Genomic DNA, 25,411 nt, shown 5'->3' on the forward strand with positions numbered 1-25,411 from the left:
GGAGGATCCTGGTTTACCAGTCCGTTGAAGCAGCAACTCCGGGAAGTGATTCTCGGAAGCTCCCGTCTACAGCCCGTCAGGGCCTAGCGGGAGAGAATGTCACGTTTCGGCGTGATTTGGAGTAGCTATATCAAGCTGGGGCTGAAGATGGCGGCGGGATCAAACTGCTGCTTCAGCTTGCGCATTAGGGTCGCCGTCGGGCCGAAATCGTGGGCCAGAGCTGTCTTCAGGGCTGCCGGTGCCTCCAGCAGCAGGAGAAACCCGCCCACCGACTTGAGGTGGCGCTGTAACTGTAGCAGGGATCCCACCTCAGGCTGGGAGATCCAGGCTCGCCCCAATCCACAGCCGCGATGCAGTTGCACCTGAGCGTCGGGAAATAGAGACTGAAACTGCTCTAGAGTAGCCAGGCTCTGGCTAGGCAAGCAGCCGAACTTGGCCAACACCATCCCCGCACGGCGGGAGGGCAGAGGCGGGGCTTCAGGTCTTGCCTCTTGCCAGCTCAATCCTGCAGGAGCTAGCTGTTGCACCTGGGTCATCTGTTGGGCAATTACCCGCTCGGAGCCGTGGAAATGGAGGCAGAGCTGGGGCCCTTCTGCCTTCAGCCAGAGATCCACCCCCACCGGGCTGACCGGCGCCCTCAGCACCTGCCGAGCCAAGGCTTCCAAATCGGGCAGGGATCCTGTAGCCACCAAAGTTGCTTGGGCTGCCGGCAGGGGATAGAGCCGTAGGGTCGCCTGCGTCAGGATCCCCAAACTGCCCAGGGATCCGGCGAACAGTCTCGTCAAGTTATAGCCGGCCACATTCTTAACCACCCGCCCACCCGCTTTGGCCACCTCCCCATCGGCCCGTACCCAGGTGATGCCCAGCAGCAAATCGCCGATCCCACCGTAACGCCAGCGCAGCGAGCCCGTATCGGCCGTGGCGACGATGCCCCCCACTGTGGCCCAGTCAGGGTAAAGGGAATCCACCGGCCACCATTGCCCCCGCTCTGCCAAGATGGCTTGTAGCTCCGCTAGGGTCATACCGGCCTCCACTGTCGCCGTTAGGTCGGCAGCCGCATGGTCGATCAAGCGGCGCAGCCCACGGGTACTGAGGATGAGATCCACAGCCTCCAAGCGAGGAGCCCATCCCCACTTGCTCCCCTGCCCGAGCGGCAGCACCTTCCGCTCGCGGCACTCTTTTAGGAGCTGCGCCAATTCTGGAACCGTCGAGGGAGTTTGGATGGGAATAGGAGCGGCCTGGCCGGAGAGAAAATCTGTCAGCGGCGGAGAAAAAGCCATCGAGAAGAGCTAAGCCCAAAACGCCGGCAACATCTGATCCCCTAGCTATCGGGATCAACTTGCCCAATTTCAGTGTAGGGGGCAAACTCCTCACCTGGGCAGCACAGCCACAGATGGGTACTTGATGAGGCTTAGAATGCAGCCAGCTTCCCAAGTTCCCTCGCCGGGAGCGGAGGGCTGAGAGGGGTCGCGGCAGCACGGGCTGAACTCAAGTAATCTGGCAGCCGCTCAAAATCTGTCAAATCTGTCTCTAATGAAACCAACCCAAGCTCAACTCGATGACGCGAAGATACTTGAAAAAAACAGAGCAACAGGATGGCGATTGCCCCTTTTTAGATGAAGGAAAAACCTCGATAAACCGGAAGAGCCGCAACTTAGATCGACAATTCCTGTTAACAGCGAGCTAAGAGCTTAACTTGCTCCCCAAGTCTCGGCACCAGCAAATTAAACAGCAGATAGATGTAAAGATTTATATCAAAATTCGAAACTTCTTTGCGCGACGTGGTACTCTAACTTGTAAAGTTAAGCTTGGGTTAAAGCTATCAAATGCCTAAAGCTAAAACTGCCTGCAAGTAAGTCCGTAAGTAAGTATTTTGTCTGGTCTTGGCTAAAGTTTCCCTCTGCCATACTGTTTGCAAATTTTTCTGACTGCAATTTAAGGTTCGGTTATCCCCTGACACCGACATGGTGCAAGACTTGCGCTCTTCATCGGGATCCCTGGAACAGTGCTTTGGCCAGATGCCACTCTTGGTCGGGTTCGACAGCCCCCTTGCCGAGGTTCTCTCCCTGTTGGCGCAAAAGAATGGCTCCCGGCCCTACGCCTTGGTGGTGGATGCAGGCCGAGTGGTGGACATTTTGACGGCTGTGGATTTGACACTCCCACCCAGGGGATTCTTACGCAGCCCAAAATGGACTCGCAAAGGCGCTGTCAAGACGCCCCTAGACAGTCCTTTGAGGCATAACCTCAAAGTTCTGCTTACTTCGGACTTAAGTTCCTCCAGGTTAGTTATTGCCGCGCGGGTTTTGCACCGCAGTAGGTTGTTTTCCTGGAGAAGCTCTGTACTAACTATAACAAAGAAGCAACTAAAGTTGCTCAAGGGCTTTTCCGCCCCGTCCTCAAGTACGGGGCTACCAAGCTATCCTTTTGTGTTGCGGTGGGTGGCCAGCGACCGATCTTGGCAGGGATCCACCCTGGCTGAGGCGATGACCGCCCCTGTTGTAACCTTGGCCGCCGGCGACTACCGGGATCCGCTGGCGTTAAGGATCCCCCTTTTGTCTATTGGCCCCCGGAGGAGATGGAGAAGATCGCCACCGCCTTCGCCCAGGGGCTGGCTCAGGGTCGGCCCCCGCAGGGTTGGGAGCTGACCTTTATGCGTCGCAACGGCGAGCGGTTTCCGGTGCGGATTTTGGATGCCCCCTGGCAGGATGCCCAGGGGAAGGTAATCGGCATTGCCAGCGTACAGGATTTGACCCAGGAAAAAGAGTTGCAGAACCCACAACAAAAACGGCAGCACTCGCTGCACGATCAGCCAGATCTGTTTCAAAACCTCTTTGAGCAAGCCCCGGTGGGCATGGCAGTTACGGATGCGGCGGGGCAGATCGTCAAGGTGAACGAGAGCTTTTGCCAGCTCACCGGCTACACCGAGGCCGAGCTCTTGAGCATGAATTACGCCGACCTCACCCACCCTGAGGATCTGCGGCAGGAGGCAATCTATGTCGAAGAAATACGAGCGGGCCGCCGCCGGGGCTACCGCATGGAAAAACGCTACATCCGCAAAAGCGGCGAGATCCTCTGGGTTGACCTCTCGTCTTTTGTGGCGGAGACTCCCGACAAACAAATCTACGGCATTGCCTCCATTGTCGATATTACCGAGCGCAAGCGAGCCCAGGAGCAAGCTCAACTGCAACTCCACCAAGCCCGGCTGCTCAACCGCATCGCCCAAGGGATCCGGCAATCGTTGCAGGTGGAGTCCATCCTGGGTTTTGCCGTAGAAGAAGTCCGCCGTTTGTTGGATGTGGAGCGGGTGGTGATCTACCGCTTTTTCCCCAATTGGGTGGGCGAGATCGCCATGCAATCGGTCAGCCGGCCAGAGTTGAGCCTGCGGGGCCTGGTTATCGAAGATCAATGCTTTGTTAGCCAGTGGCACCAGGCCTATCAGCAGGGCCGCATTTCGGCCATTGAAGATATCGACACCGCCCCCATCCAGCCCTGCCACCGCGAGCTGCTGGCCGGTTTGGGGGTGCGGGCCAACTTGGTGGTGCCCATTTTGCAGGCGGCTGGCCCTGACGGCAAAGACAGCGAGCCGGCCCGCCTCTGGGGGCTGTTGATCGCCCACCAGTGCAGCGCCCCCAAACAATGGGATCCCTGGATGCCGGATTTTTTGCGACAAATTGCCGATCAACTGGGGCTGGCGCTGCAACAGGCGGAGCTGTTTGAGCAACTCCAAGCTGCCAACGCCGAGCTGCGCTACCAGGTGGAGGTGCGCAATGCCGAGCTGGCCCAGCGGGTGAGATACGAGCAACTGCTGCGGCTGATTGGCGACAAGGTGCGCTCCAGCCTGGACGAACAGGAGATCTTGGCCACCGTGGTGCGGGAGCTCACCCAGGCTTTCCAACTGGGCGCCTGCGGTGTGGCCCTCATCCATCCGGAAACCCAGACCTACACGCTGGCCTACGAAGCGGCGGGATCCCTGCCCCCCCTGGGCAAGGTCACTCTGCCCTTGGATCCCGTGCTTTTGCGCCAGCTCCGCCAAGGCCAGACCCTCTACCTCAGCACGGATCACCCGCTGCGGGGGCGCTGTACCCTGCTTGCCTGCCCCCTGGTTGTAGAAGAGCAAGAAGGGCAGCTTGTCTCAGGCACCGGCTCGTTGCTGGGCTTTCTCAAGTTAGTTCGCCTGCCCCAGGAGGGCTTTACCGAGGCCGAGATCCACTTTGCCGAGCAGGTGGCCACCCAGTGCAGCATCGCCATTCGCCAGGCCCGCCTCTACCAGGAAACCCAGGCTCAGCTCCAGCAACTGCAGCAGCTCAACGAGCTCAAAGAAGAGTTTCTCAGCATGGTCTCCCACGAGCTGCGCACGCCTCTGACCAGCATGAAAATGGCCCTGAAAATGCTGGAGGTGCGCGGCCTTTCCGAGGCGCAGATCCCCTATTTCAACATCCTCAAACAGGAGTGGCAAAAAGAGCTGGACTTGGTCAACGACCTGCTGGACTTGCAGCGGCTAGAGGCCGGCAGCCGCAGTCTGGAGATCGCCCGCTTCGAGGTGCGCGAGTGGCTGGAAAAGCTGTTGCCGCCCTTTGCCCTGCGCTTTCAAGAGCGCCAGCTCACCTTTATCTCCTACCCCCCCTCTGAACCCATCTTGTTCAACACCGATGTGGGGCTGCTCACCCGCATCTTGAGCGAGTTGCTGGGCAACGCCGCCAAGTACACCCCTGCCGGCCAGCAGGTTCATCTGGAAGTGGCGGTCGATTCGTCGGGTCTCCATTTGCAGGTCACCAACACCGGTGTCGAGATCCCAGCGGAGCACCTGCCGCGCATCTTCGAGAAGTTCCACCGCATCCCGCACCTGGACTACGCCCACCAGGGGGGCACCGGCTTGGGCCTGCCGCTGGTGAAAAAGGCGGTGGAGCTGTTGCAAGGGATCCTGCAAGTGGAAAGCGGCGAGAACCGCACCCTGTTCGCGGTCAGCCTGCCGGATTTGGGCAGTTCCGCCCTCACCCCCAGCCCCTCTCCCTCAGGGAGAGGGGAGCTAGATGACCCTGGGCAGCGTTGCCGGTCAAACAGCCGCCATGGCTAGCCGTTGGCTAAGGACTCCGTCCCGCCGACGCGAGCGGCAGGAGGGGGTTCTTTTGCCGGCGAAGGGGGAGAGGAGAGCAGTTGCTGCTCCACCAGGCGGGCAAACTCCCGCTCGAAGCTCACCAGGGCGCGGTTGGTTTTGCCTCCCAGGTAGAGCCCTGCTTCCGTCTCCAGGGCCCAAACTTGGCTGTAGCTGAAATAGCTCATCGCCACCCCCAGCATCAGCAGCCCAAAGCCGAGATAGACCAGCGGGATCCCTGGGTCGGATTTAATCTGCAGACCGGTGGCGCCGATAACCTCGTCTAGGTGCAGGGTAAGACGGTTGGGGAAGCGCTGGGGGGCAACTTCGTCCAGGGCCAGGCTCATGCCCTGGCGCAGGGATCCTATCCACTGGCCTTGGGTGTCGTAGAGCAGGGCCGTCCCCTGCAAATCGGGCAACAACAGCGTCAGGCCCTCGCTTAGGTCTGGCCGGGTGGGGACAAAAGCGCCCCAGAGCTTGCTGCCCGCTTGGGTGGGCACCGGCACCACCGGGATTTGAAAGGGAGGGCTGTTGTTGAGGCGGATGCGGATGCTGTCGATGCTCCAATCAGCCTGGTAGAGGGTCACCCCCCGGTAGGAGAGGGGATGGTTGACGGAAATGGTCTGGCGTTTGACCTCCTGGCCCCCATCCAAAATCGAGAGATCTGAGTAAAACTGCTTCACCCAGCCATCAGGAGCATAGTCAATCCAGAAGCGGTTGACCCGAATTTGCCAGGTGGGTAGATGAGCCAGATCCCCTGCCCCGGTTACCTGTTCAATGGCGGCGACGCTGCCGCTGGGGATCAGCGCTTGGGCCTTGAAGCCGGCAAGGCTGCCCCAGATGGCCCCCAGCAGGATCAGCAGCAGGCTGACGTGCACCAGGATAGGCCCAAACCGCCCAATCAGACCCTTGCGGGCGTAAAGTCGGGATCCGTCCTGAAACACCGCATAGCCCCGCTGGCGCAGCCGCTGCGGCAGCCCCTGCAGGGAGCGTTGGGGCAGATAGGTCCAAAAGGGCAGCCGCTGGAAGGAGTGGGGACGGGTGAGGTAGCTCCAGCGACGGGCCACCTTGAGCATCGGCCACTGGCGCGTCAAAGAACAGGCGGCCAGGCTGCTGCCAAAGAGGATCAACAGGGCCAGAAACCAAGAGGTGCGATAGACGTGATCCAGCCCCAGCTTGAGGATCAGCCGCCAGGTGAGAAAGCCAAACAGGGCCGGATGCTCGGGGTAGTGGGCCTGATAGAAGGCCACGGTTTCCTCTTGCTCGATGACCGTGCCAACCGCGCTCAAAAGGGCAATTGCCAAGAAAAGGCCGATGGCCAGACGCAGATCCGCCAGCAGCGGCAGCAGCTCATGGCGAAAGTACCGACGCAAGGGGGAAAGCCACCGCGACAGCGGCAGAGAGGGGATAACCATGGGAAGTTGTCAGCTCAAGATCTGAACTGCCCCCCAACTGGAGGGCAGCCCCATCTTAGCTTGCAGCAGGGATCCCTTAGGCCCAAGCGGAGAGGATCGTCACGGTGCCAAAGCCCACCAACACCACGCCACTGGCATAGGTAAACCAGATCGACCAGCGCCGCAGGGCCAACAGTTGCTTCATCGAGCCGGCGAACACCCCCGCCAACAGCAGCGGCGAGACCAGCCCCAGCGCATAGGCCAGCAGCAGCCCGCCCCCCACCCAGGGCTGCCCTGTGGTGGAGACCCAGCCGAGCAGGGCCACCAAAACCGGCGTGCTGCAGGGAGAAGCTACCAGGCCAAAGGTGGATCCCAGCAACACCGACCGGCCTAGCCCAGGCCACTGGCCAGGGATCTCCAACCGGTTAAACCAATCGGGGAAGCGCAAGGGGACAACTTCCAGCAGGTTCAGGCCCATGAGGATGGCGATCCCTCCCGCCACTAGGGATCCAAAGGCAGCGGTTTGTCCATAAACCCGGCCTAGCAAAGCTGCTCCCAAGCCCAGCCCGCTGAGCGTCAAAGCCACGCCAGCCGCAAAGCCTAGCGATTGCACCCAAACCTGCCAGCGCACTTCTCCGGCAGCGGCGGGGGTAGTGGGAGCGTAGCCGCCGATGTAGCCGATGGTTACCGGCAACAGGGAGAGCATACAGGGAGAAAGGCTGGTGACCAGACCTGCCAGACCCACCAGCAGCAGGCTCAGCGGAGAAAGGTGCTGCAGTTGGCCTTGGACAAGTTGCGTTGCCCATTGTTCCAGGTGGTAAAGCCAAAGCTGAAGGGTATCGGCCATAGCAGAAGCCATCGAGTCCAACCCTAAGCTAGCTCGAGGAATCCAAGCCAGAACAGATTGGCGCCAACTGGGAGCTTCAGTCCAGAAAAGTTGGGGAGCTACTTGGACTGTTGGTAGGTGGCAATGCTGCTGGCGATCACTGCCTCGGTTTCGGCTAGGCCTTTCCAGCCCAAGATCTGGGTTTCTTTCTTCTCCAGGCGCTTGTAGGTGGCGAAAAACTCGGCAATCTCGTCCAGGCGGTGCTGGGCAATATCTTCCAGCCTGGTTACGGAAGCATAGCGAGGGTCCTTAGCGGGCACGCACAACAACTTCTCATCCGGCTCCCCCGCATCGATCATCTGCAGCATGCCCAGCGGGCGCACCGCAATCACACACCCTGGAAAGGTGGGCTGATCCATGATCACCAGGCCATCCAAAGGATCCCCGTCCCCTGCCAGCGTATTGGGCACAAAGCCGTAGTCGTAGGGGTACTGCACCGAAGAGTAGAGCACCCGGTCTAGGGCCATTACGCCCATGTCTTTGTCAAACTCGTACTTGTTCTTGCTCCCGCCCGGAATCTCAATCAGGAGGTTAAGTAGGCCTGGCTTTGGTTGGGCAGGGATCCGCGACAGGTCGATCACAGCAATTACCCTCGGAATAGGTGAAACGGCCAGAGGGCATTATAAATCGAAGCGTTCCTTCAGCAGCGGCATCCCAACCCCAACTAGGGGTGACCAGCAAGTCGGGAGGCACAAGCCCCGGACTTTAGTCCTGGAGATAAGTCTCCCCATCTCGACATCCTGCAGGCTGGAGTCGACTGCCCACGCTTTCGATGTCCCTGCCGTCGCCCAGGAGTCGGGGTGATGGCGCCCCCGGCCTCCCTTTCATCCCCCCGTATAGGGTGGGAAAAAGGGGGCGAGGTGGCAGCGGCGCCAGCCCGTCCGCCTAGCTTGCGACAAGCGAGAAAGAATCCCCGTCCTCTCGGGCTGAGGAGAACATCAAGCTTGCATCCCCCCGCCCAACTCCTCGGGCAAGATTCGAACTTGCGACCAATCGGTTAACAGCCGACCGCTCTACCGCTGAGCTACCGAGGATCGAAGTATTTTCCATCGTAGGAAAAAAAAGGCCATCAAGCAACTCCCGCGGAGGAAGAAATTCTTGGCTCTGTCCAGGCCATGGTTCAAGCGGCTGTAAAGCTGCTGCCCACCGGCGCGCCAAGGCAAGCTGGGGAATGGCGTCAACCTCAGTTGTGAAAGGGGATGGCCAACAGAGGCAGGAGAGCCAGCCCCAGCCAGGCCCAACCCTGCAGGGAAAGGTGGGAGGCGACCGGGCCTGACTCCTCTTGCTGCAATAGGGCATCGATGCGCTCTTGCAGCCGTCCCCCCGCACCGGATCCCATTTCTAGGGCAAAGCCAACCCAAGCCGCTGCCGGTTGCTGCGCCATGCCATAGCCCACCACCTGCACCAGAGCCTCTCCCAGCACCAAGGGATCCACCCGTTGGGCCGCCCAGCGATCTGCCCGCAGCTCCCGCAGGGTGAGCAATTCCTGCCAGAGGACCTCTGTATTCGGCAGCCAGCCGCTGAGATGGCGCAGCCAGCCCACCGCAAACATCCACAAGGTATCGCCGTAGTGGCGGTGGGCCTCTTCGTGGGCCAGCACCGCCCGCAGGTGTTCTTCATCCAACTGCTCCAGCAGGCCGCGACTGACCACCAATTGCGGCTTCCATACCCCCACTTGGGCAGCAAAAGGGATCTCCAAATTCAAGACATAGGCCGAAGAGCCATACAAATTGACTTGGGCCAGAGCCCGCAGGCGGGCGCGTCGGCAGACGCGCCAGTACTCCCAAGCCCAGCGCAGGGCCACGCCTGCAGCCAGCGCCAGCAACAGCAGCGCACAGCCGTAGCAGAACCAGCCTCCTGCCCCGGCCATTTGTCCCCACGGCCCCATCCAAGCCAAAGCAAGGGCAGTCATTAGCAAAAACAGCGGCGGCAGCAAGAAGTGGATCCAGGCCCACTGCCAGCGCTGGGCCCAGGAACCAGCTCGATCCAGCCGCACCTGGGCCCGCCACAGCCAACTCAGGGCCAAACCCAACAGCAACATGCCCAAGTGGCTCATTGGGGATCCCTCCTGGCCTCGCGGGCCGCCCGCAACCGCTCGGCAATCGCCTGCAACTGGGACACGCTGGCCTGATCCAGGCTATCGGCAAAGGCTGCCACGGTGTCTGGGTCGCCCACCGCCAAAAACTGCTGCAACTGGGCAAAGGCCCTGAGGCTGGCAGCTTCCTGGCGAGAAAGACGGGGCCGCCACAACATCGGCAGACTCCGCCCTTCTGCATCGGTGCGACGTTCACAGCTCACCCAGCCCTTCTGGCTTAGGCGCCGCAAAACGGTAGTTACAGAGGCATAGGCCAACTCTCGGTCGGGATCGGCCAAGATGCGCTCGTGGATTTGGCGGGTGCTGGCACTGCCCAGCTCCCAAAGGATATCGAGGATCTCGGATTCCAGAGGGCCTAGTGAGAGTTGCTTGGGACGATGCTTGGGCAACATAAACCCTGGCAGGGTAGGGATCCCTATCTAGATTGACATACTCTCATACTCTCCACAGCTATGGCTTGCTGGAGCACCGCGGCAGAATGGCTCAGGGAGCAGTCCGGAGAGCGCCGTCTTCCGAGAGGAAGCGGGAGCTGAGGAAAGGACGCAGCGCCTGGGGGATGCGAATCGAGCCGTCCGGCTGCTGGTGATTTTCCAACAGGGCGGCCAGAGCCCGTCCCACCGCTAAGCCGGAGCCGTTCAAGGTGTGGACGAAGTGGGTGCCCTTTTGCCCTGCTTCTTTGTAGCGCAGGTTAGCGCGGCGGGCCTGGAAATCCCAGCAGTTGGAGCAACTGGAGATCTCGCGGTAGCGGTTTTGGGAGGGGAACCACACCTCCAGATCGAAGCAGCGGGCTGCTGAAAAACCTAGATCGCCGGTACACAGCTCCACTACCCGGTAGGGCAGCTCCAGCATCTGCAAAATGGCCTCGGCATCTTGCACCAGCTTTTCGTGTTCTGCCTCCGACTGGGTGGGGTGGGTAACTTTGACCAGTTCCACCTTTTGAAACTGGTGCAGCCGGATCAGGCCCTTGGTGTCCCGGCCATAGCTGCCGGCCTCGCGGCGAAAGCAAGGTGTGTAGGCACAGAAATAGAGCGGCAGGCGCTCGGCTGGGATCACCTCCTCCCGGTACAGGTTGGTGAGGGGCACTTCCGCCGTCGGGATCAGCCAGAGGTCGTCGTCGGCACAGCGGAAGCTCTCAGCGGCAAACTTGGGCAGTTGCCCTGTCCCCTCCAGAGCAGCGCTGTTGACCAAAAAGGGAGGGATCACCTCGGTGTAGCCAGCGGCAATGTGGCGCTCCAGCATCATGGCGATCAAGGCCCGCTCCAGAGCCGCCCCTGCCCCTACCATAGCCACAAAGCGGCTCTGGGCTACCTTGACGGCACGGCCAACCTCCAAGAGGCCCAGCTTCTCGGCAATCTCGTCATGGGGAAGAACGGGGTGGGTGGGTTTTAGCGCATCCCCCCAGCGGCGCACCTCCACATTGTCGGCCTCATCCTGGCCAACCGGCACGCTGGGCAAGGGCAAGTTGGGCAAGGTGAGCAACCGGGCGCGCACCTCCTCCTCCAGCTCCCGCTCCCGCTGTTCCAGTTGGGCGATCTCGGCCTTGAGATCTGCCCCCTGCTGCCGCAGGGCCGCCACCTCCGCTCCCTGGGGATCCGCTCCCTGGCGGATGAGCTCGCCCACTTTCTTGCCCAGGCTGTTGCTTTCGGCCTGCAGAGAGCCGCGTCGGGCCTCCAAGCGGCGGCGCTCCCGATCCAACTGGAGAATGCCGTCCAGGTCGACACTGGCCCCGCGCTTGTCCAGGGCTTGGCGTACCTCTTCTGGGCGATCCCGCAGCAGCTTCAGATCCAGCACGAGACTTGCCTGTGAGACGACCTCTGGCTATTGCTTCAGCCAGCTAAACATGGCCCTTAGCTCTTTGCCCACCTTCTCGATGGGGTGCTCCGCCTCGCGGCGGCGCATTGCCGTAAAGCCGGGCTTGCCGGCCTGGTTTTCCAAGACAAACTCGCGGGCAAACTGGCCGCTTTGGATTTCTGACAGGATCCGCTTCATTTCAGCGCGGGTTTGCTCGGTAATAATGCGGGGGCCACGGGTGTAGTCGCCGTATTCTGCTGTGTTGGAGATGCTGTGGCGCATCTTTTCCAGGCCCCCCTCGACGATGAGATCCACGATTAGCTTAACCTCGTGCAGACACTCGAAGTAGGCCAGCTCCGGCTGGTAGCCTGCTTCCACCAGGGTCTCAAACCCCGCCTTGATCAAAGCCGTGAGGCCGCCGCAGAGCACCACCTGCTCGCCGAAGAGATCTGTTTCAGTTTCCTCGCGGAAACTGGTCTCCAAAATGCCGGCCCGCGTGCCGCCGATGGCCTTGGCATAGGCCATGGCCCGCTCCCGCGCCATCCCGGAGGCATCTTGATGGACGGCAAACAGACACGGCACCCCCTGGCCTTCCTGGTAGGTGCGCCGCACCAGGTGACCGGGGCCCTTGGGAGCGACCATGATGACATCCACGTCTGCGGGCGGCTGGATCTGCCCGAAGTGGATGTTGAAGCCGTGGGCAAATAGGAGCACCTTCCCCGGCTTTAGATGCGGGCGGATCTCGCTCTGGAAGACGGTCTTTTGCACTTCGTCCGGTAGCAGGATCATCACCCAGTCGGCGGCAGCCGCAGCATCTGCTACAGTCTTGACCGTCAACCCGTCCCGCTCCGCTTTGGGCCAAGAGGGGCTGCCGGGGTAGAGGCCGACGAGGACGTTGACACCGCTGTCGCGCAGGTTGAGGGCGTGGGCATGGCCCTGGCTGCCGTAGCCGATGATGGCGACGGTCTTGCCGTCCAGCAGATCCAGGTTGGCGTCAGTGTCGTAGTAGAGGCGGGCCATAGTCGGGCTGGGTAGTTTGGTGAGCTGGCGTTTGATTAGGATAGCAGGATCTGGGGGATCCCCAACAGCAGAACTAGAGGCCATGGTGCACCGTTTTTACCCACCGCAACCGCTTGGGCTGCACACACATACGAGCCGTGGTCACGATCATGACCGGCAGCCAGTGGAGCATGTACACCAAGCCCAGAGCCGTACGCCACCAGAGTTTTCGCCCGCGCAGCCCCTCCACCTGGCGCAGGCCGCGGTAGAAGGCCACCGTCACAGATCCCATGACCAGGGCGTTCAAGGGGAGCAGCACCGAGGAGTGGCCCGTCAACAGCACCCAGAGGGTATCGGGAACTAAGGCCATCGGCAGCAGGTACTGAGAGATGAAAAAGGCCCAGAGATCGACTGTCTTGGCCATGCCCAGGCGGCGGCTGAGGATCCCTGGCCAGTAGTCGAGGTAGCGCTGGTAGCCCCCCTCCGCCCAGCGGCAACGCTGGTGCCAAAGGCTTTTCCAAGAGGTGACTCCCTCTTCGACGATGGCCGGCTCCGTCAAAAAGGCAATATCCACCCCCGCCAGGTGCAACTTAAAAGTAAGATCCAGGTCGTCGGTGAGGCTGTTCTCGTTCCAGCCGCCGCACTTTTCCAGGACATCCCGTCGCACCAGTTGGCCGTTGCCTCGCAGCTCCCCAATCCCGCGGATGGCCACCCGCTGCTGCTGCAAGTAGGCATCGGAGGCCATCTCCGCCACCTGGCCCAGGGTCCAGAAGTTGACGTTGGGGTTGCTCAAGGCTTTGCGCACCTGAACGGCGCCGATTGTCCGTCTGCCGGGGCGGGGGGTCTGGCCGAACAGCGGCAGGGTGCGAGTCAGCAAATCCGGGGGCACAATGGCGTCGGCGTCGCAGACCAAGATAATCTCCCCCCGCGTCAGGGGCAGCACCTCGTTGAGGGCGCCAGACTTGCCGCCTCCTCGCCCTGGTGGCCGTCGGTAAACTCGCAGGTGAGGGATCCGCTTTTGGGCTTCCTGCAAGATGTCGGGGGTAGCATCGCTGCTGGCATCGTCAATGGCCCACAGCTCCAGGTGGCTGCTGGGGTAATCCAACTGGGTGAGGCTGTGCAGCAGCCGCGGCAGCACTGCGCTTTCGTTTTTGGCCGGGATCAACACCGCCACTCGCGGCAGAGGAGAACCCGCCAGCGCTAAGGGCTGAGCCCCGCCCACCTCAGGCAAAGGCAGGGAGGCCGTTTCGGCGGCGGCGGGATCCCAGGCCATTGTTCCAGGAGGGTAAAGCCTCAAGGGGGGCGGCAGAGCCGCCGGTTGCAGCCGGAACAGGCGGTTGATGTGGATGACCATGAAGGTGGCCAGGCCAACGGTAAACCAGCGGGCTACCGCTACCTGGTGCATCAGGCTGACCAGCCCCCACACCGTCGCCAGAACCAGGAAAGCTTTGAGACGGCGGCGCTGAGCCGAGGTGAGCAACCAATCGGGAAGATGTAGGTCCTCGAGGGGGGCAGGCTCTGACCAGACAAACTCAGACATGGCGAGCATCTCGTAGGTAACAACTTTGCCCGTACGCACCAGCCGTCCCAAGCTTGAGCCCAGCGGCTGTTAAGAGGCCGTTAATTATTGTCACCTATTGTGTTGCCACCGACTTGGGTTAAGACCAAAGGTCTTGATCTGCTACCCCACAGCAAGGGATCCCTGTCCTCCCAAAGGATATGAAGAGCTTATGGGTTGCCGCGAATTTCCTTGATCACCCCATCTTCCAGCAGGATCTCCACCTGCATTTTCTGGATCAGGTTGTCTCCCTTTTGCACGCGGAAGAAGCTCTCCACGCTGCCCTGGAGCACCTCTTGGTTCAGCTCCAGGTTGTTCAGTTGGTTGATCTGCTGAAGCAACTGGTTTTTTTGATCCAAGAGCTTGATCTTTTGCTCGTTCACGCGGCTTTTCACCGCTTCCACCTGTTGGAGCACCTGGGGGCTGTTGGGGTTAGGGCTTTGCTTCTCCAGCTCGGCAATGGCCCGCTTGCCCTGAAACTCCAGTTGCTGCATCTGAGCATCGGTGGCTTCGATCTGCCGCTCCAATTGCTCCTGCATTTCTTTCTTCCAAAGGGGGGTGACCACCACCTTGACAGGGATGGTGCGCTTGAGCAGTAACTGAGTGCCGTTGCCGACGTTGTTTTCTTCCATAAGACCTATCCAGGCAGACTACCAAGCAAATCAGGGGGCCCTGTGCTTACAGAGAATTGTCCTCTAGCAACCTTGGAGAAGGAGGCTTGACAGACCACAACTCTCCCCGCCGCGGCGGAGAATCCGTCTACTTATCCTACCGGCTGGGATCCCCGTAGTAAAGTCTGGATCGGGGGGAAATGGCAGTTTTGGTTAAGGATCTTGAAGGCCGCTGCCGTGCGGCGCCGCAAAGTCAGTTAGCGTGAAAGACGGTGTTCTCGGATTTTGCAGCAGCCATGAGCGAACTGGCCTCAACTCCCTGGCAACCCTCGGCAGGGGCTGCCCAGCCGGTGCGGATCGCCTCCCGCAAAAGTGAGCTGGCCTTGGCCCAGACCCACTGGGTGATGGAGCAGTTGCAGGCCCACCATCCGGGATTGCCGCTAGAGCTGCACACCCTTTCCACCCAGGGAGACATCATCCTGGATGTGGCGCTGGCCAAAATTGGCGATAAGGGCCTGTTTACCAAGGAGCTGGAGGTCAGCCTGCTCAACGGCAGCAGCGATCTAGCGGTGCACAGCCTTAAGGATCTGCCCACCCGTTTGCCGGAAGGCCTGGTCCTGGGGGCGATTACGCAGAGGGAGGATCCTTTGGACGCGCTGGTGCTGCGGGAAGAGCTGCGCGGCTACCAACTGGCCACCCTGCCAGCAGGAACGGTGATCGGCACTTCATCTTTGCGGCGATTGGCCCAACTGCGCCACGCCTTTCCCCACCTGCACTTCAAGGATGTGCGGGGCAACCTCAACACTCGCCTGGCCAAGCTGGATCGGGGGGAGTACGACGGCCTAATTTTGGCGGTGGCGGGGCTGAAGCGCCTGGGCCAAGAACAGCGGATCCACGAGGTGCTGGATCCCAGTGTGTCTCTGTACGCGGTTGGCCAGGGATCCCTGGGGATCGAGTGTCGGCAGGGAGATGAGCGGATTCTGGAGCTTATCCGACCCTTAGCCGATGCGGAGGCGACAGCGCGCTGTTTGGCCGAGCGAGCTTTCCTGCGGGCGCTGGAGGGGGGCTGTCAGGTGCCCATCGGCGTCCACAGCCAAGTTCAGGGTGAAGAGCTGCACCTGACCGGCATGGTGGCTGACCTAGAGGGGCGGCGGCTCATTCGCGATACCCAGACGGGATCCACTGCCGATCCCGAGGCAGTGGGGATGGCTCTTGCAGAAAAGCTAAAACAGCAGGGGGCCGACGAGATTTTGCAAGCCATTTTTGCCCAGGCCCGCCGTTAGGCTTTCCTACTTTTTCTGAGTAGGCTTTGAGAACTTCAGCTAGGTTCAGCTGAAGAAAAGGGGGAACAATGAAGTCCCCCCTACGTGAATTGCACTCAAATGGGAAATTCGCATTCGCAGCAGCAGTATCTAAGCTCTAGCTTAGCTCCCAAAACCGCCGTATCATCTTGAACTACTAAGGTCACTTGGTTGTTGGCAATCTCTGCCGGCGAGAGGGTTAGAGTTTTGGTGAAGGTTTGGCCAGGCGGAATTTGGGAAGGCGGACTTGAGAAAGTATACAAAAACCCCGCTTGAGTTAAAGTCCCGCCGTTGTATAGGTAGTACTTGTCGTTCCCGGCATCAGGAGTTGTGTTACTTGTTGCCTGCAAGTTATTGCTATAGGTAAACGTAAGGGTGCCTCCCATCCGGCAGCCCGTTTTACAAGGGGGGCTCCATTGGAAGGTATGAGCAAAGACTTTATCGGGTCGGCGATCTCCCCAGTTGACTGTCCCGAAAGGGCCCTGGAGAGTTGCCCAAACGTTGGGTGGAACCTCCGATTGCAGGGGGGAAGCAGGGTTTGGCGGAGGAGCGCTGAGGGTTACTGAGCGCAACACCATGGGTCTCGAGCACGGAAGGCCAGGCAGAGGTCTTGGCGAAAGGGGGAAAGGAACCTGGCGGAATAGCTCATCTAGAGTTTCTGAGGATCCTACCGGAGCTATGGGAACTGGGGAGGGTATCGATCTAGGCACAGAAGGCATAGGCTGCCTAGCTGGCTCCGGGGCCTGAGCCACTAAAAGATGATCTTCAGCCAAGGCAACACCCGAAAGAGAACCACTCTCCCAAAAGGGCGTAAGTAGCAAAGCCAAAATACCCAAACGCAGTCCTACTTTCATTTGTATTCTCCAAATCTTGATAGAGATGCCCACTTCCTTCTCAGCTCAAGCCAAAGCTGAGAATTTACTAGCAAAGACGTTGGGGAATACAAGCAGGTTCCTTAAACTTTGTAAATTCTTGTGAATTCCAGCTCAATTCCAGCTTTTTCCTTTGCTTGATCATGTAGCGGGGCTTGGCTTCCTAGAAGGGCAAGAATTAGAGACGGGAGAAAATCCGCCGCTCAAATTTCAGCCCAAGCCAGATCACGCCGATCCCACAGACCACCAGCACCGCCGATTTGGTCATCAGGTTGGTCTGGTACTCGAAAAAGCGGGTCAGCACCACCAAGGTCAGGCCCAATAGCCCCTGCCAGAAGCGGCTCCGCCGCCTCCGCTGCAGCCCTTCCCAGCAGAGCACCACCGACAATCCCACGAGCAAAAGGGTCACGATCCAGGGAGCAAAGAAGGCCAAGGCTACCTTTGCGGTTAGGTTCAAAGGCAGGGCGCTGCGGATCCCCAGCAAAAGCACCAAGGCAACCAGCGAGAACAGAACGGCAGCATCCTTCAGCCAAGCAGAAACGGGCTGGGAACTCTTTGCCTGCCAGCCCTGCCACCAGCTCCAACCGGCTAGCAATAGCAATCCTGCTGCCGACAGGCCCGCCCAGGGATCCCCAGCTTGGAACAAGGGCAGGGGTTTGGGATCCCAGTCCCAGGCGTCACGAAAGCTCCAAATGTAGAGCAAGAAGCCCAACCCCAGCAAAGCCAGCCCCTCCGCCGTCGGGATCAGATCCAAGCCCTGCTCCTGCTCGCCACCCTGGCCCTCTTCTCCGGTCCAGATCCGGCTTAGCCAGTGCCCATGGCGTTGGTGCCCGACTCCCAGCCCCCAGACGACGGCAAGGCCAAGCAGCAGCCAGAGGGTCCAGCTGTCCCAGCGCTCTGCCAACCTTTGTAGCGCCAGGCCGAAGTTCACCAGCGCCAAAGCCAAGATCCAGCGGGAGCGGCACCCATAGGCAAGAGGCAGCAACAGGCCCAGGGCCAGCCAGGGGTAGAGGGGATCCAGAGCCGAGCCGATCCCTCCTTCCCAGACGGCAGTCATTCCAGCCAGGGCAAACAAAAGACAGGCCAAGACGCCACTGGGGGTGTGGACCAAGCTGTAGGCCACGGCCAAGCTGCCCAGCCCCCAGCCCAAAAACAAGCCCGCCAGGGATCCCCCGATTTGAACCCACTGGGCCATCAGGCCAATGGCGGCCCCCAAAGACAGCTCGCCGGCCATCAACAAAGCGCTGCCTAAGCGCGGGGATCCCTGCTGCCAGAGCCGCAAGCCGGCCACCTGCAGCCCCACCATGAGGGCCAGGGATCCCAAGGCTCGGGCCGAGCGGGGAATGGCGTCCCAGTTGGCGGCCACGAAGGAGATCACCCCCAAGCCCACCAGCACGGCGCCCAACAGCAGCAGCAACAGGGCAAAGCGGCTGCCAGCTGTTCGCGGCAAGCTGTCCAGTTGGTAGTGCTCGCGCAGGCGATCCCGCTGCGCCGGCTGGATGAGCCCCTGCTCCACCCAGGTGTCCAACAGGTCGGCCAGTTGGCGGCGGAAGCGCTCGTCAGGGCCGGGGGGGCGGGGAGAAGTCATGGCACGCTCACCCCCTGCCCCTCTCCCGCGCTGCAGGAGAGGGGAGATTGGGATCCGTAGCCTGGAGCACTCGCTGCAGCACCTCTTGGTAGCCGGCTGCCGGATCGCCGAGATCAAAGCGAAAAAGGTCTTTATCCAGCACCCGCGGCTCGGTCCCTTGGAGATCCCACAGGCGGCAGGTGTCGGGGCTGATCTCGTCCGCCAGCCAAATCTGCCCTTCCTCGTCCAGGCCAAACTCCAGCTTAAAGTCCACCAGCTCCAGCCGGCAGCGCCGCCAGAAGTTGCCAAGGTGAGTGTTGACTGCCAAAGCCAGGGATCCCAGTTTCTCCACCTGCTCCGGCGTGGCCAGGTGCAACAGGCGGATGTGGTCGGGAGTGACCAGGGGATCTCCCAAGGCGTCGTTTTTGTAGTAGAACTCCACCAGGGGTGGCTCGATGGGCAGGCCCTGCTCCAGGCCTAAGCGCTGGCAGAGGCTGCCGGCAGTGCGGTTGCGCACCACCACTTCCAAAGGCAGGATCTGTAGGGCGCGCACCTGCATCTCACGGGGGCCGGTCTGGCTCAAGAAGTGGTTGCGAATACCCTGCTGCGCCAGGTAGGCAAACACCCGGCTAGAGACGGTGCAGTTGACTTCTCCTTTGCCGGGGATGGATCCCCGCTTTTGGGCATTAAAAGCCGTGGCGTCGTCTTTGTATTGGCAGAGGTAAACCTGGGGATCGGCGGTGCGGTAGACCCGTTTGGCTTTGCCCTCGTAAAGGAGTTCTTGGGGCGTGGGCGAGGATGGCATAAGCAACCCCTAATATCCGGTCAGCCGTCCGCGGATCCCTTGCCAAAGGGTAATGGCCAGGATGCGCAGATCCAGCCACAGGGACCAGTTTTGCACATAGTAGAGATCATACTGGGTGCGGCGGGCGATGCTGGTGTCTCCCCGCAGGCCGTGGATCTGAGCCCAGCCGGTGAGGCCGCTTTTGACCAAATGCCGATCCAGATACTTGGGGATCTCCTGGCTAAATTGCTCGACAAAGTAGGGCCGCTCCGGGCGGGGGCCCACCAAGCTCATTTCCCCCTTCAAAACGTTCCAAAGCTGGGGCAGCTCATCCAGGTTGGTGCGGCGCAAAAAGGCTCCTATCTTGGTTCGGCGCGGATCCCCGGGGCGCGTCCAGCGCGGCTGGCCGGGTGCTTCAGCATCCACCCGCATGGTGCGGAACTTGGCAATCCAAAAGCGACGCCCATCCAAGCTCACCCGCTCCTGCCAATACAGGATGGGGCCGGGGCTGCTGCAGGCCACCAGCACGGCGATGACCACAAACAGGGGGCTGAGCAACAGTAAGCCCAGGGAAGCTCCCAAGATGTCCATAGCTCGCTTGAGGAAACGGTTGTGGGCGTAGCGCAAAGGGGGGTGGCGCAGCGTCAGCAGCGGGATCCCGTCCAGAGAGTGGAACTGCAGGTTAACCGTTAAGAAGCCAAGAATATCTGGCACCAGGCGCACCTGCACCGACAGAGCCTGCAAAGTAAGAAGCAGGGGCGCGTTGGCCAGCTCCGGCTGCCCAAACCACACCTCTTGGATCTCAGGGTGAGCTTGCACATAGGCCACCAGATGAGCGGGATCCAGGCGCTCCAGCTTTTGCAGAGGCCCCGCTTCTGGCGCCGAGGGATCCCCGGCCACGGCCCAAGCCTTGATCTCAAACCCCAAAGCCGGGCAGCGCTCTAGCCGCTCCAGCACCTCGGCCAACAGCAAGCCGGATCCCACCCAGATCACCCGTCGCCGCCCCTGGCCGCGGGCATACAGCCAGCCCATGCCCAGCCGCAGCGCTAACCGCATCCCCGTCAGGCCGAGCAGGGCCAGCAGGCCGGCATAGCCCACTACCAAGCGCGACAGCGAGACAGAGCGCACGAAGAAGGCCCCTGCCAACACCAGGCCAAAGGTCACCCCCAGCCCCAGCAGCAAACTGGCCCATTCCTCAAAGCGGGATAGGCGCTTCGATTCGCCATATCCGCCCAAACCGGCCTGAACGCCCCAGTAGCTGAGAACGGTCAGCAATCCCAGGCCGGCATAAACATCCCACGGCAAAAGCTGGTGAGGGCGCAAGCTGCGCAGCCAGTAACCTGCCCCAAAGGCCAACCAAATACAAAGGCCATCCCCGAAGCAAGCTAGGGGCACCCACAGACGATGCGGATCCAAGCGAAGGGCGTAGCTGCGCAAAGGTTCCGTCTCCCTGGTGCGAAAGGACTCCGTCCCGCTAGCGCGATCGGCCAAGAGCTATCTCCTCCAAAAACGAAGACTGGGAACAATCTTATGAAAAGATTATCCCCTTGAGGCTGCAAGGACTCCGTCTCGCTAGCGCGATCGGCCAAGTTGACTCAAAAAACTGGTAATAACGGCGAGAAGTTGAGGATTAAGAGGCTCAGTTTCCCAGAGGAGCAATTTTCAAAGGGCTCCGTCCCGCTGCCGCAATAGGGCTGGCTACCGCCAACAACGACAGGCCAAAGGGCAACGAAAACTTGGGGATCAAATAGGCTTCCGCGGCAAAAATCTCTGCTAGAAGTTGATTGAGCCAAAGGGGCAGCATTTTCAAGTCTGGACTTTCCCGCAGGCGAAGTATTTTCTGGGCTAGGCGGATCCCTGCTGCCAGAGGGAAGAGAAAGCTGTTGAAAAAGGTAAAGGTATGAATTTGCAAGCCGGCGCTCTTGAGTAAGGAGAGAAGTTGTGCCGCTGTGTAGCGTCTCTTGTGGTGATTGAGCTCGTCATGGGCGCTCCACAGCCAGGGATAAGCCGGCACCGTGATCACCATGTAGCCAGATGGCTTTAACCTCTGGATGAGGGCTTCCAGAGCTGCTGTGTCTTCGTCTAAATGTTCCAGAACGTCCAGCAGAGCAATTAAATCAAATTGTTGAGAGCCAAAAGGGATCCGATGCGGCAATTCGCCTTCTTCCACAATCGCAATGCCACGAGCCCGGGCCAAAGGCAATGCTATTTCGCTTCTTTCCATGGCCCAGACTTGGCCAAACTGAGACAACATTTCCAGGTTGCCACCGCTGCCACATCCCGCTTCCAAGATACAAGCTGAGGGAGGAAGAGGGATCCCTGCAATAACCCGGCTGAGAATCTGTCGGCGGCCCACAAACCACCAATGTCGATCCTCTAGGCCTGCCATTTGTTCATAAGCTTTGGGATCCATAGTCGTCCCCAATGGTTGGGAACTTGTTAGGGAGAAAGCCTGGCCTTGCCCCAGCGGTTTTGGCGGTACCAGGCGGCCACATGGGGGCACCAAGCCTCGAAGTGGGGCCACATCAACTCGCACAGCTCGCGGATCTCCCGCTGGGCATCCTCCTTAGCCCGCAAATCCAGAAAGTGCATCAAGCTGCGGCAATTAAAAGACACTACAAAATGTTGGCGGATCCCGTAGCCGATGATGTTACGAGCATCCTCATAGGGCACCCCACACTCTTCGACCAGGCGATAATAGGCAATGGCCTGGCTGCGATACTGCTCAAGAATGATGTTTAGGGCCTCGGGAGAGATGGGCTTGAAGCCTTGGCGGGTTTTGGCTTTGCCTTCCTTGACGCTGGCGGGAACGTAAAATAGAGTTTCCAACTCTTGCAAAGCTAACTCTGCCCCGGTTTTGTCGGCAAAAGCAGAAGTTTCGTCCCAGCCCCCCGTATACGGGGGGCTGGGGGGCTGGTTGGGGGGGCCGGGCGGGGGGTTGGGGGGCGTTCTCCGGGGCCCAGACAAGAGTCTTTTGCCCAAATCGGCAATTTGCTGGCCTGTATATCGAAAAGATTGAACGTCGAAAGAAATTCCCACCCGATGAGTACGGGCCTGTTGCATGACAGCATGGGGAAAATAGCCTACCCCAAACGTGATCTGAGGGTGCTCCAGCGGCCCATAGTGGCCACGGTTGCCCTCCAGCAGATGCCGCACCACGGCCTCGCCATATTTTTCCGGGATCCGGCTCTCTGGGGTAACAAAATCAGGGCTGTGATCTTGGTGCATCGCCTGGTAGATCACCCGTTCGGGATCTGGGGTTTGGCTGAGCACCACCACTTGAAATAAGGCATCCACGGGCTGTGTCCCCAAAGCTAGAGACGACTGGCTAGTCTCACAGTATAGAGAGGATCAAGCCGCAAGCAGCCTTGCTATAGGAGCCTACGAGCCCGCGTTTCCTCTGCCAGCACCAAGTTTAGGCCCGGATTGCTGCGCATCAGCCCCGCCACGTAAAGGGTATAGACTTTCCCTGCCTCTAACTGGAGGTCAAACCGTTGCAAGGGAATGCTCCGGCCAGGAGACGACTGCCCACCTGGCGCGGGGGCTGAAGGAGCTATGGCCACCTGAATTTGGGTAAAGCCGGGTCGCATGGCTTGAAAGGTGGAAACTTGCCCGAAGGCCAACTGAGGTATCAGCACCCGCCCTTGCTCCCCCTGCCATTGCAGGGCCGGCGCATCAGGGGCAGCGTGAACAAACCGAACCAGGGCTTGGTCAAACAGCGAGTTGATGTTGTCTTCCAAAACTAAGGCCGTCACGCGATTGGGCTCGTCAGCAGCCACCACCGAGAACACTCCCCCGCCTCTGAGGTTGGCCACAGTTCTGGCCGCAACCGTTCGCGCTAGCGGAACGGAGTCCTTAAAACTCGCGGGCTGGCCAGGGCTGGTCGTCTCAGGGGTTGAAAACAAAACAATGTCGTACTCGCCCGCCGGCATACGCACGTACTCGCTCACCGAGCCATAGGCTACACCTTGAGCAGCCCTTACCCCCCCCACTTCCAAGTCGATCCGAGGGGCATTGGGGGCCACATGCACCAAGCGCACCTGGATCTCAGAAACTCCCGCGGATGCCGAAGGCATCGGGATGGCACAGCCGGACAAAAGCCCCGGCATTAAAGCCCCGCCCACCACGCAGAGGACTGCGCTCACCCACTGTCGCACCATGTTTACACTCACTCCTACTCCTCACACCCAGGGTTCATAAGGGAGATCGAGCGGAAGAGCCCTCTCGCTCCCCAAAAGTTCGGGTTAGCGCAAGGGATCCCATCCCCTGCCGCCAAGGAACCTGCTCTTGTCTTACCCCAGTTTTGCGCCTGATGCCATAGAGCCGGGCAGGATTTGCGGCCCCCCTAAATCAAAGGGATCCCGGCGGCCGGACCCAGAAGAGCTGGGCGAGAAGAGCGGCGGCTGAACAAGCGGAAATAGGTGCTGACGGCCAACTCTTTCAGCGGGAAAAGCAGGTAGGTGAGGGGGTTGATGGTAACGATGATGTTGCGGCAATCGCGCTTGGCCTGGGCCAGGATCTGGGCGGCCACCCAATCGCCTGACATGACTCCAATCGGGTTGAGCTGGCTCTTGAAGGGCCCGAGGATGAGCTTGCGCACCACACAGGGGGCATCGAGACGGCGTAGGGTAACCAGATCGCCCAGGGCCCGTTTGGAGAGCTCGTAGAGAGGGCTAAAAGCAGGGCTGACCTCGGCTTCGGAGGTGTTCACCCAAACCTCTTTGGTGGCCATTTCCCGATTGCCGCGCACCGTTTGGAAAAACAGCTCCATCAGGCGCCAAGCGGAGAAGGTGTTGACAGCATAGGACTGGTGGACCGACTCGGGATCCCGCTCCCCATGCACGTTGAGGCCGTGGTTGATCACCAAGATATCGACTCGTTCCAGGAGCCCGGCCAGGGATCCCTCCTGACCCACCTGCCAGTGGATGGTCTCCACCGGCTGGGGCTGGCCGTCCACTTCGATGGCGACCGAATCCGCATGGGAGCTGAGGGCGATGACTTTGGCCCCATGGCGGGAAAAGTGCTTCAAGAGGGCCCGGCCCAGAGTGCCAGAGGCACCGGTGACGGCCACGCGCTTGCCTTTAAAGGAGAGACTGGTGCCCATGATCCGATCCACTAAGGTCAGGGTGCCGCAAAAGTAGGCGTTGGTATCGTCGAAGTGGTGCCGCCAGTGGTAGGCGCGGTTGACATGCCACTGGGCAGGAGGAGCAGGGAAAGGCCCGGGTTGGTGGGTAATGTCCGTCTGCAGGGCCAGCCCCCAGCCGCGCAACATGCCGGCAACCAGAAAACTGGCCGAGTAGAGTACCCCCACCGCCGCCGCTAGGCCATACAGCCAGGATCCCTGTCCCAACAGCACCACCCAAGGGATCCCGGCCAGGATCATCGTCGCCGCTTCGGGGACATCGTGGTGCCACTGGGATTCCCGGTATAACTTTGGGTCTACCACGCTGAGATCGGGGCGAAACAGGCGGTGGTGCAGGGTGTGTTTGGGCATCAGCCAGGGCCACTGGTGAGCTAGCCAATGGCGCACATCCCGCACAATCTCGGCCCAAAGCACAGAAGCCAGGGCCACAGCCCCGACCCCCAGCCACTGGGCTACGCTGCTAACCTCCATAGGGCTTTGCTGGCAGTAGCCGAACCATCCTGAGCTCGCCGTCGCCTCTTTGCATCAGCGACCCCTAGGAAGAATCATCGCAAAGAGGCCATCCCAATCGCAATCAAGACGGCCAACAGGACCCTCAAGGAGCTTTGGGCGAGAGCTCGCGGATCTCAACCGTATCTCCAACTTGCAAGCCCAAGGCCGCTGCCGTCCCGCCACGGAACTCCAGCACGCTGTCCACTAGCTGGCTGGGGGGAGGCCCATAGGTGGGGCAGGGCAGGGCGGGACAGCCGGGCACATTGGCGGCGATGTACACCACCCGGCCTTGGTGGAGAAAGATAATGTCCAGGTTCAGCGGTGTGTTGAACATCCAGAAGGCAGCCGGCTGGGGTGGGTCGAAGGGGAACCACATGCCGCGATTGGGCGGCAAATCGGTACGGAACATCAGGCCCAGCCGCTGTTGCTCAGGGGTGCGAGCCACCTCCAGCTCAAAGCGCCGACCAGCAAGGGTTACTTCTGCTTCCACGGGCAGGTGCTGGGGCTCTCCTTTGGCGGGGGTAGCGTTGGCAACAGCTGCCGTCCCCTGGGCTTCCAAAGATGAGGAGGCACATCCCAGCAGCAGCAGAGCCAGGCCCAAGGCAATCCCGCCCACGGGGACAACCTGGTAGGAGCGCCGACCCCTCTGTGACTGCCAACTCATCTCTTGTCTCCTGTTGAGCTGGGCATGCTCAATCCTACCCTGCTCCTTAAGCGAGAGGGAGGGATCCTCGGCCAGTTTGGCCAGGCTCCCCTCAAGCGCAGCCACAACGGCCAGTTTGGGCAAGAGCCCTCCACCCCTAGCCCGATACCATAGCCTCAGAGT

General features: G+C 60.5%; 21 protein-coding genes, 1 tRNA gene and 1 pseudogene. 4 read left to right on the forward strand and 19 right to left on the reverse strand.

All coding sequences use genetic code 11. The features are described 5' to 3' along the window. Window positions 1-125: 125 nt before the first annotated feature. Window positions 126-1,280: an FAD-binding oxidoreductase gene (locus ACVWXC_RS07120; protein WP_099884325.1), complete on the reverse strand. Its 1,155-nt coding sequence runs from the start codon at window positions 1,278-1,280 to the stop codon at window positions 126-128. A 1,286-nt stretch (window positions 1,281-2,566) separates the two neighbouring features. Between ACVWXC_RS07120 and ACVWXC_RS07125 the strand changes: the two are divergent. Both ACVWXC_RS07125 and ACVWXC_RS07130 read left to right on the forward strand, forming a co-directional pair. Continuing rightward, window positions 2,567-2,761 (forward strand): annotated as a pseudogene (locus ACVWXC_RS07125) (PAS domain-containing protein); the annotation flags it as partial. 3 nt (window positions 2,762-2,764) lie between these two features. Further along, entirely contained in the window at window positions 2,765-5,074 is a 2,310-nt protein-coding gene (locus ACVWXC_RS07130) for a GAF domain-containing protein (RefSeq protein ID WP_457410466.1), read from the forward strand. Here the strand turns inward: ACVWXC_RS07130 and ACVWXC_RS07135 are convergent. From ACVWXC_RS07135 to ACVWXC_RS07180, 10 genes are all read right to left on the reverse strand, one after another. Continuing rightward, window positions 5,071-6,507 (reverse strand): cytochrome c biogenesis protein, encoded by a 1,437-nt coding sequence (locus ACVWXC_RS07135; protein WP_457391863.1) that lies wholly within the window; start codon window positions 6,505-6,507, stop codon window positions 5,071-5,073. The two genes, ACVWXC_RS07130 and ACVWXC_RS07135, sit on opposite strands and share 4 nt — an antisense overlap. A gap of 76 nt (window positions 6,508-6,583) precedes the next feature. Further along, window positions 6,584-7,333 carry a cytochrome c biogenesis protein CcdA gene (locus ACVWXC_RS07140; RefSeq protein WP_011429166.1) on the reverse strand — a complete coding sequence of 250 codons (750 nt, stop codon included), beginning with the start codon at window positions 7,331-7,333 and terminating at the stop codon, window positions 6,584-6,586. Window positions 7,334-7,431: 98 nt separating this feature from the next. Then, window positions 7,432-7,950 (reverse strand): inorganic diphosphatase, encoded by a 519-nt coding sequence (locus ACVWXC_RS07145; protein WP_041438773.1) that lies wholly within the window; start codon window positions 7,948-7,950, stop codon window positions 7,432-7,434. Window positions 7,951-8,334: 384 nt separating this feature from the next. Further along, a tRNA-Asn gene (locus ACVWXC_RS07150) sits at window positions 8,335-8,406 on the reverse strand. Between the two features lie 149 nt (window positions 8,407-8,555). Next, window positions 8,556-9,428: a M56 family metallopeptidase gene (locus ACVWXC_RS07155; protein ID WP_099812561.1), complete on the reverse strand. Its 873-nt coding sequence runs from the start codon at window positions 9,426-9,428 to the stop codon at window positions 8,556-8,558. Then, on the reverse strand, window positions 9,425-9,859 hold the full coding sequence (locus tag ACVWXC_RS07160; protein WP_011429163.1) for a BlaI/MecI/CopY family transcriptional regulator: 435 nt from the start codon (window positions 9,857-9,859) through the stop codon (window positions 9,425-9,427). Before ACVWXC_RS07160 ends, ACVWXC_RS07155 begins: the two co-directional genes overlap by 4 nt. A 91-nt stretch (window positions 9,860-9,950) precedes the next feature. Next, a complete protein-coding gene (serS, locus tag ACVWXC_RS07165) occupies window positions 9,951-11,258 on the reverse strand; it encodes a serine--tRNA ligase (RefSeq protein WP_457391860.1) in 1,308 nt (435 codons plus the stop codon). A gap of 27 nt (window positions 11,259-11,285) precedes the next feature. Then, on the reverse strand, window positions 11,286-12,278 hold the full coding sequence (gene ilvC / locus ACVWXC_RS07170; RefSeq protein WP_099813279.1) for a ketol-acid reductoisomerase: 993 nt from the start codon (window positions 12,276-12,278) through the stop codon (window positions 11,286-11,288). Window positions 12,279-12,351: 73 nt separating this feature from the next. After that, window positions 12,352-13,797 carry a glycosyltransferase gene (locus ACVWXC_RS07175; RefSeq protein ID WP_011429160.1) on the reverse strand — a complete coding sequence of 482 codons (1,446 nt, stop codon included), beginning with the start codon at window positions 13,795-13,797 and terminating at the stop codon, window positions 12,352-12,354. A gap of 188 nt (window positions 13,798-13,985) precedes the next feature. Further along, window positions 13,986-14,447, reverse strand: a complete 462-nt coding sequence (locus ACVWXC_RS07180; protein WP_011429159.1) for a YlqD family protein — start codon at window positions 14,445-14,447, stop codon at window positions 13,986-13,988. Window positions 14,448-14,722: 275 nt separating this feature from the next. On the opposite strand from ACVWXC_RS07180, the gene hemC reads away from it, so the two are divergent. After that, window positions 14,723-15,709, forward strand: coding sequence for a hydroxymethylbilane synthase (hemC, locus tag ACVWXC_RS07185; protein WP_414389078.1), 987 nt, complete (start codon window positions 14,723-14,725; stop codon window positions 15,707-15,709). Window positions 15,710-16,777: 1,068 nt separating this feature from the next. Here the strand turns inward: hemC and ACVWXC_RS07190 are convergent. The 8 genes from ACVWXC_RS07190 to ACVWXC_RS07225 form a co-directional block, all read right to left on the reverse strand. After that, window positions 16,778-18,187, reverse strand: a complete 1,410-nt coding sequence (locus tag ACVWXC_RS07190) for a DUF2157 domain-containing protein (protein ID WP_457391857.1) — start codon at window positions 18,185-18,187, stop codon at window positions 16,778-16,780. Between the two features lie 7 nt (window positions 18,188-18,194). After that, window positions 18,195-18,971 carry a phosphoribosylaminoimidazolesuccinocarboxamide synthase gene (purC, locus tag ACVWXC_RS07195; protein ID WP_099812564.1) on the reverse strand — a complete coding sequence of 259 codons (777 nt, stop codon included), beginning with the start codon at window positions 18,969-18,971 and terminating at the stop codon, window positions 18,195-18,197. Window positions 18,972-18,980: 9 nt separating this feature from the next. Beyond that, window positions 18,981-20,441: a sugar transferase gene (locus tag ACVWXC_RS07200; protein ID WP_099812565.1), complete on the reverse strand. Its 1,461-nt coding sequence runs from the start codon at window positions 20,439-20,441 to the stop codon at window positions 18,981-18,983. Window positions 20,442-20,589: 148 nt separating this feature from the next. Next, window positions 20,590-21,363 carry a class I SAM-dependent methyltransferase gene (locus ACVWXC_RS07205; RefSeq protein WP_240530504.1) on the reverse strand — a complete coding sequence of 258 codons (774 nt, stop codon included), beginning with the start codon at window positions 21,361-21,363 and terminating at the stop codon, window positions 20,590-20,592. A gap of 26 nt (window positions 21,364-21,389) precedes the next feature. Then, window positions 21,390-22,247, reverse strand: a complete 858-nt coding sequence (locus ACVWXC_RS07210) for an FAD-dependent thymidylate synthase (protein ID WP_011429152.1) — start codon at window positions 22,245-22,247, stop codon at window positions 21,390-21,392. Between the two features lie 74 nt (window positions 22,248-22,321). Continuing rightward, a complete protein-coding gene (locus ACVWXC_RS07215; RefSeq protein ID WP_228375396.1) occupies window positions 22,322-23,122 on the reverse strand; it encodes a DUF4397 domain-containing protein in 801 nt (266 codons plus the stop codon). A gap of 173 nt (window positions 23,123-23,295) precedes the next feature. Then, complete coding sequence (locus ACVWXC_RS07220) at window positions 23,296-24,564, reverse strand: bifunctional sterol desaturase/short chain dehydrogenase (RefSeq protein ID WP_457391854.1); 1,269 nt, start codon at window positions 24,562-24,564, stop codon at window positions 23,296-23,298. 124 nt (window positions 24,565-24,688) lie between these two features. After that, window positions 24,689-25,249, reverse strand: a complete 561-nt coding sequence (locus ACVWXC_RS07225; RefSeq protein WP_457391852.1) for a DUF192 domain-containing protein — start codon at window positions 25,247-25,249, stop codon at window positions 24,689-24,691. Window positions 25,250-25,273: 24 nt separating this feature from the next. Between ACVWXC_RS07225 and ACVWXC_RS07230 the strand changes: the two genes are divergently transcribed. Next, window positions 25,274-25,402: a hypothetical protein gene (locus ACVWXC_RS07230; protein WP_457391850.1), complete on the forward strand. Its 129-nt coding sequence runs from the start codon at window positions 25,274-25,276 to the stop codon at window positions 25,400-25,402. The last annotated feature ends 9 nt before the right edge of the window (window positions 25,403-25,411 follow it).

The organism is Thermostichus sp. OS-CIW-20 (assembly GCF_054061455.1).

What these genes read in the sequence shown, in the direction of transcription:
- hemC (WP_414389078.1), top strand. Translation starts at nt 14,723, where the DNA reads ATGAGCGAACTGGCCTCAACTCCCTGGCAACCCTCGGCAGGGGCTGCC.
- ilvC (WP_099813279.1), bottom strand. Translation starts at nt 12,278, where the DNA reads ATGGCCCGCCTCTACTACGACACTGACGCCAACCTGGATCTGCTGGAC.
- ACVWXC_RS07220 (WP_457391854.1), bottom strand. Translation starts at nt 24,564, where the DNA reads ATGGAGGTTAGCAGCGTAGCCCAGTGGCTGGGGGTCGGGGCTGTGGCC.
- ACVWXC_RS07175 (WP_011429160.1), bottom strand. Translation starts at nt 13,797, where the DNA reads ATGTCTGAGTTTGTCTGGTCAGAGCCTGCCCCCCTCGAGGACCTACAT.
- ACVWXC_RS07140 (WP_011429166.1), bottom strand. Translation starts at nt 7,333, where the DNA reads ATGGCCGATACCCTTCAGCTTTGGCTTTACCACCTGGAACAATGGGCA.
- ACVWXC_RS07180 (WP_011429159.1), bottom strand. Translation starts at nt 14,447, where the DNA reads ATGGAAGAAAACAACGTCGGCAACGGCACTCAGTTACTGCTCAAGCGC.
- ACVWXC_RS07230 (WP_457391850.1), top strand. Translation starts at nt 25,274, where the DNA reads ATGCTCAATCCTACCCTGCTCCTTAAGCGAGAGGGAGGGATCCTCGGC.
- purC (WP_099812564.1), bottom strand. Translation starts at nt 18,971, where the DNA reads ATGCCATCCTCGCCCACGCCCCAAGAACTCCTTTACGAGGGCAAAGCC.
- ACVWXC_RS07205 (WP_240530504.1), bottom strand. Translation starts at nt 21,363, where the DNA reads ATGGATCCCAAAGCTTATGAACAAATGGCAGGCCTAGAGGATCGACAT.
- ACVWXC_RS07120 (WP_099884325.1), bottom strand. Translation starts at nt 1,280, where the DNA reads ATGGCTTTTTCTCCGCCGCTGACAGATTTTCTCTCCGGCCAGGCCGCT.
- ACVWXC_RS07160 (WP_011429163.1), bottom strand. Translation starts at nt 9,859, where the DNA reads ATGTTGCCCAAGCATCGTCCCAAGCAACTCTCACTAGGCCCTCTGGAA.
- ACVWXC_RS07135 (WP_457391863.1), bottom strand. Translation starts at nt 6,507, where the DNA reads ATGGTTATCCCCTCTCTGCCGCTGTCGCGGTGGCTTTCCCCCTTGCGT.
- ACVWXC_RS07155 (WP_099812561.1), bottom strand. Translation starts at nt 9,428, where the DNA reads ATGAGCCACTTGGGCATGTTGCTGTTGGGTTTGGCCCTGAGTTGGCTG.
- ACVWXC_RS07225 (WP_457391852.1), bottom strand. Translation starts at nt 25,249, where the DNA reads ATGAGTTGGCAGTCACAGAGGGGTCGGCGCTCCTACCAGGTTGTCCCC.
- ACVWXC_RS07190 (WP_457391857.1), bottom strand. Translation starts at nt 18,187, where the DNA reads ATGACTTCTCCCCGCCCCCCCGGCCCTGACGAGCGCTTCCGCCGCCAA.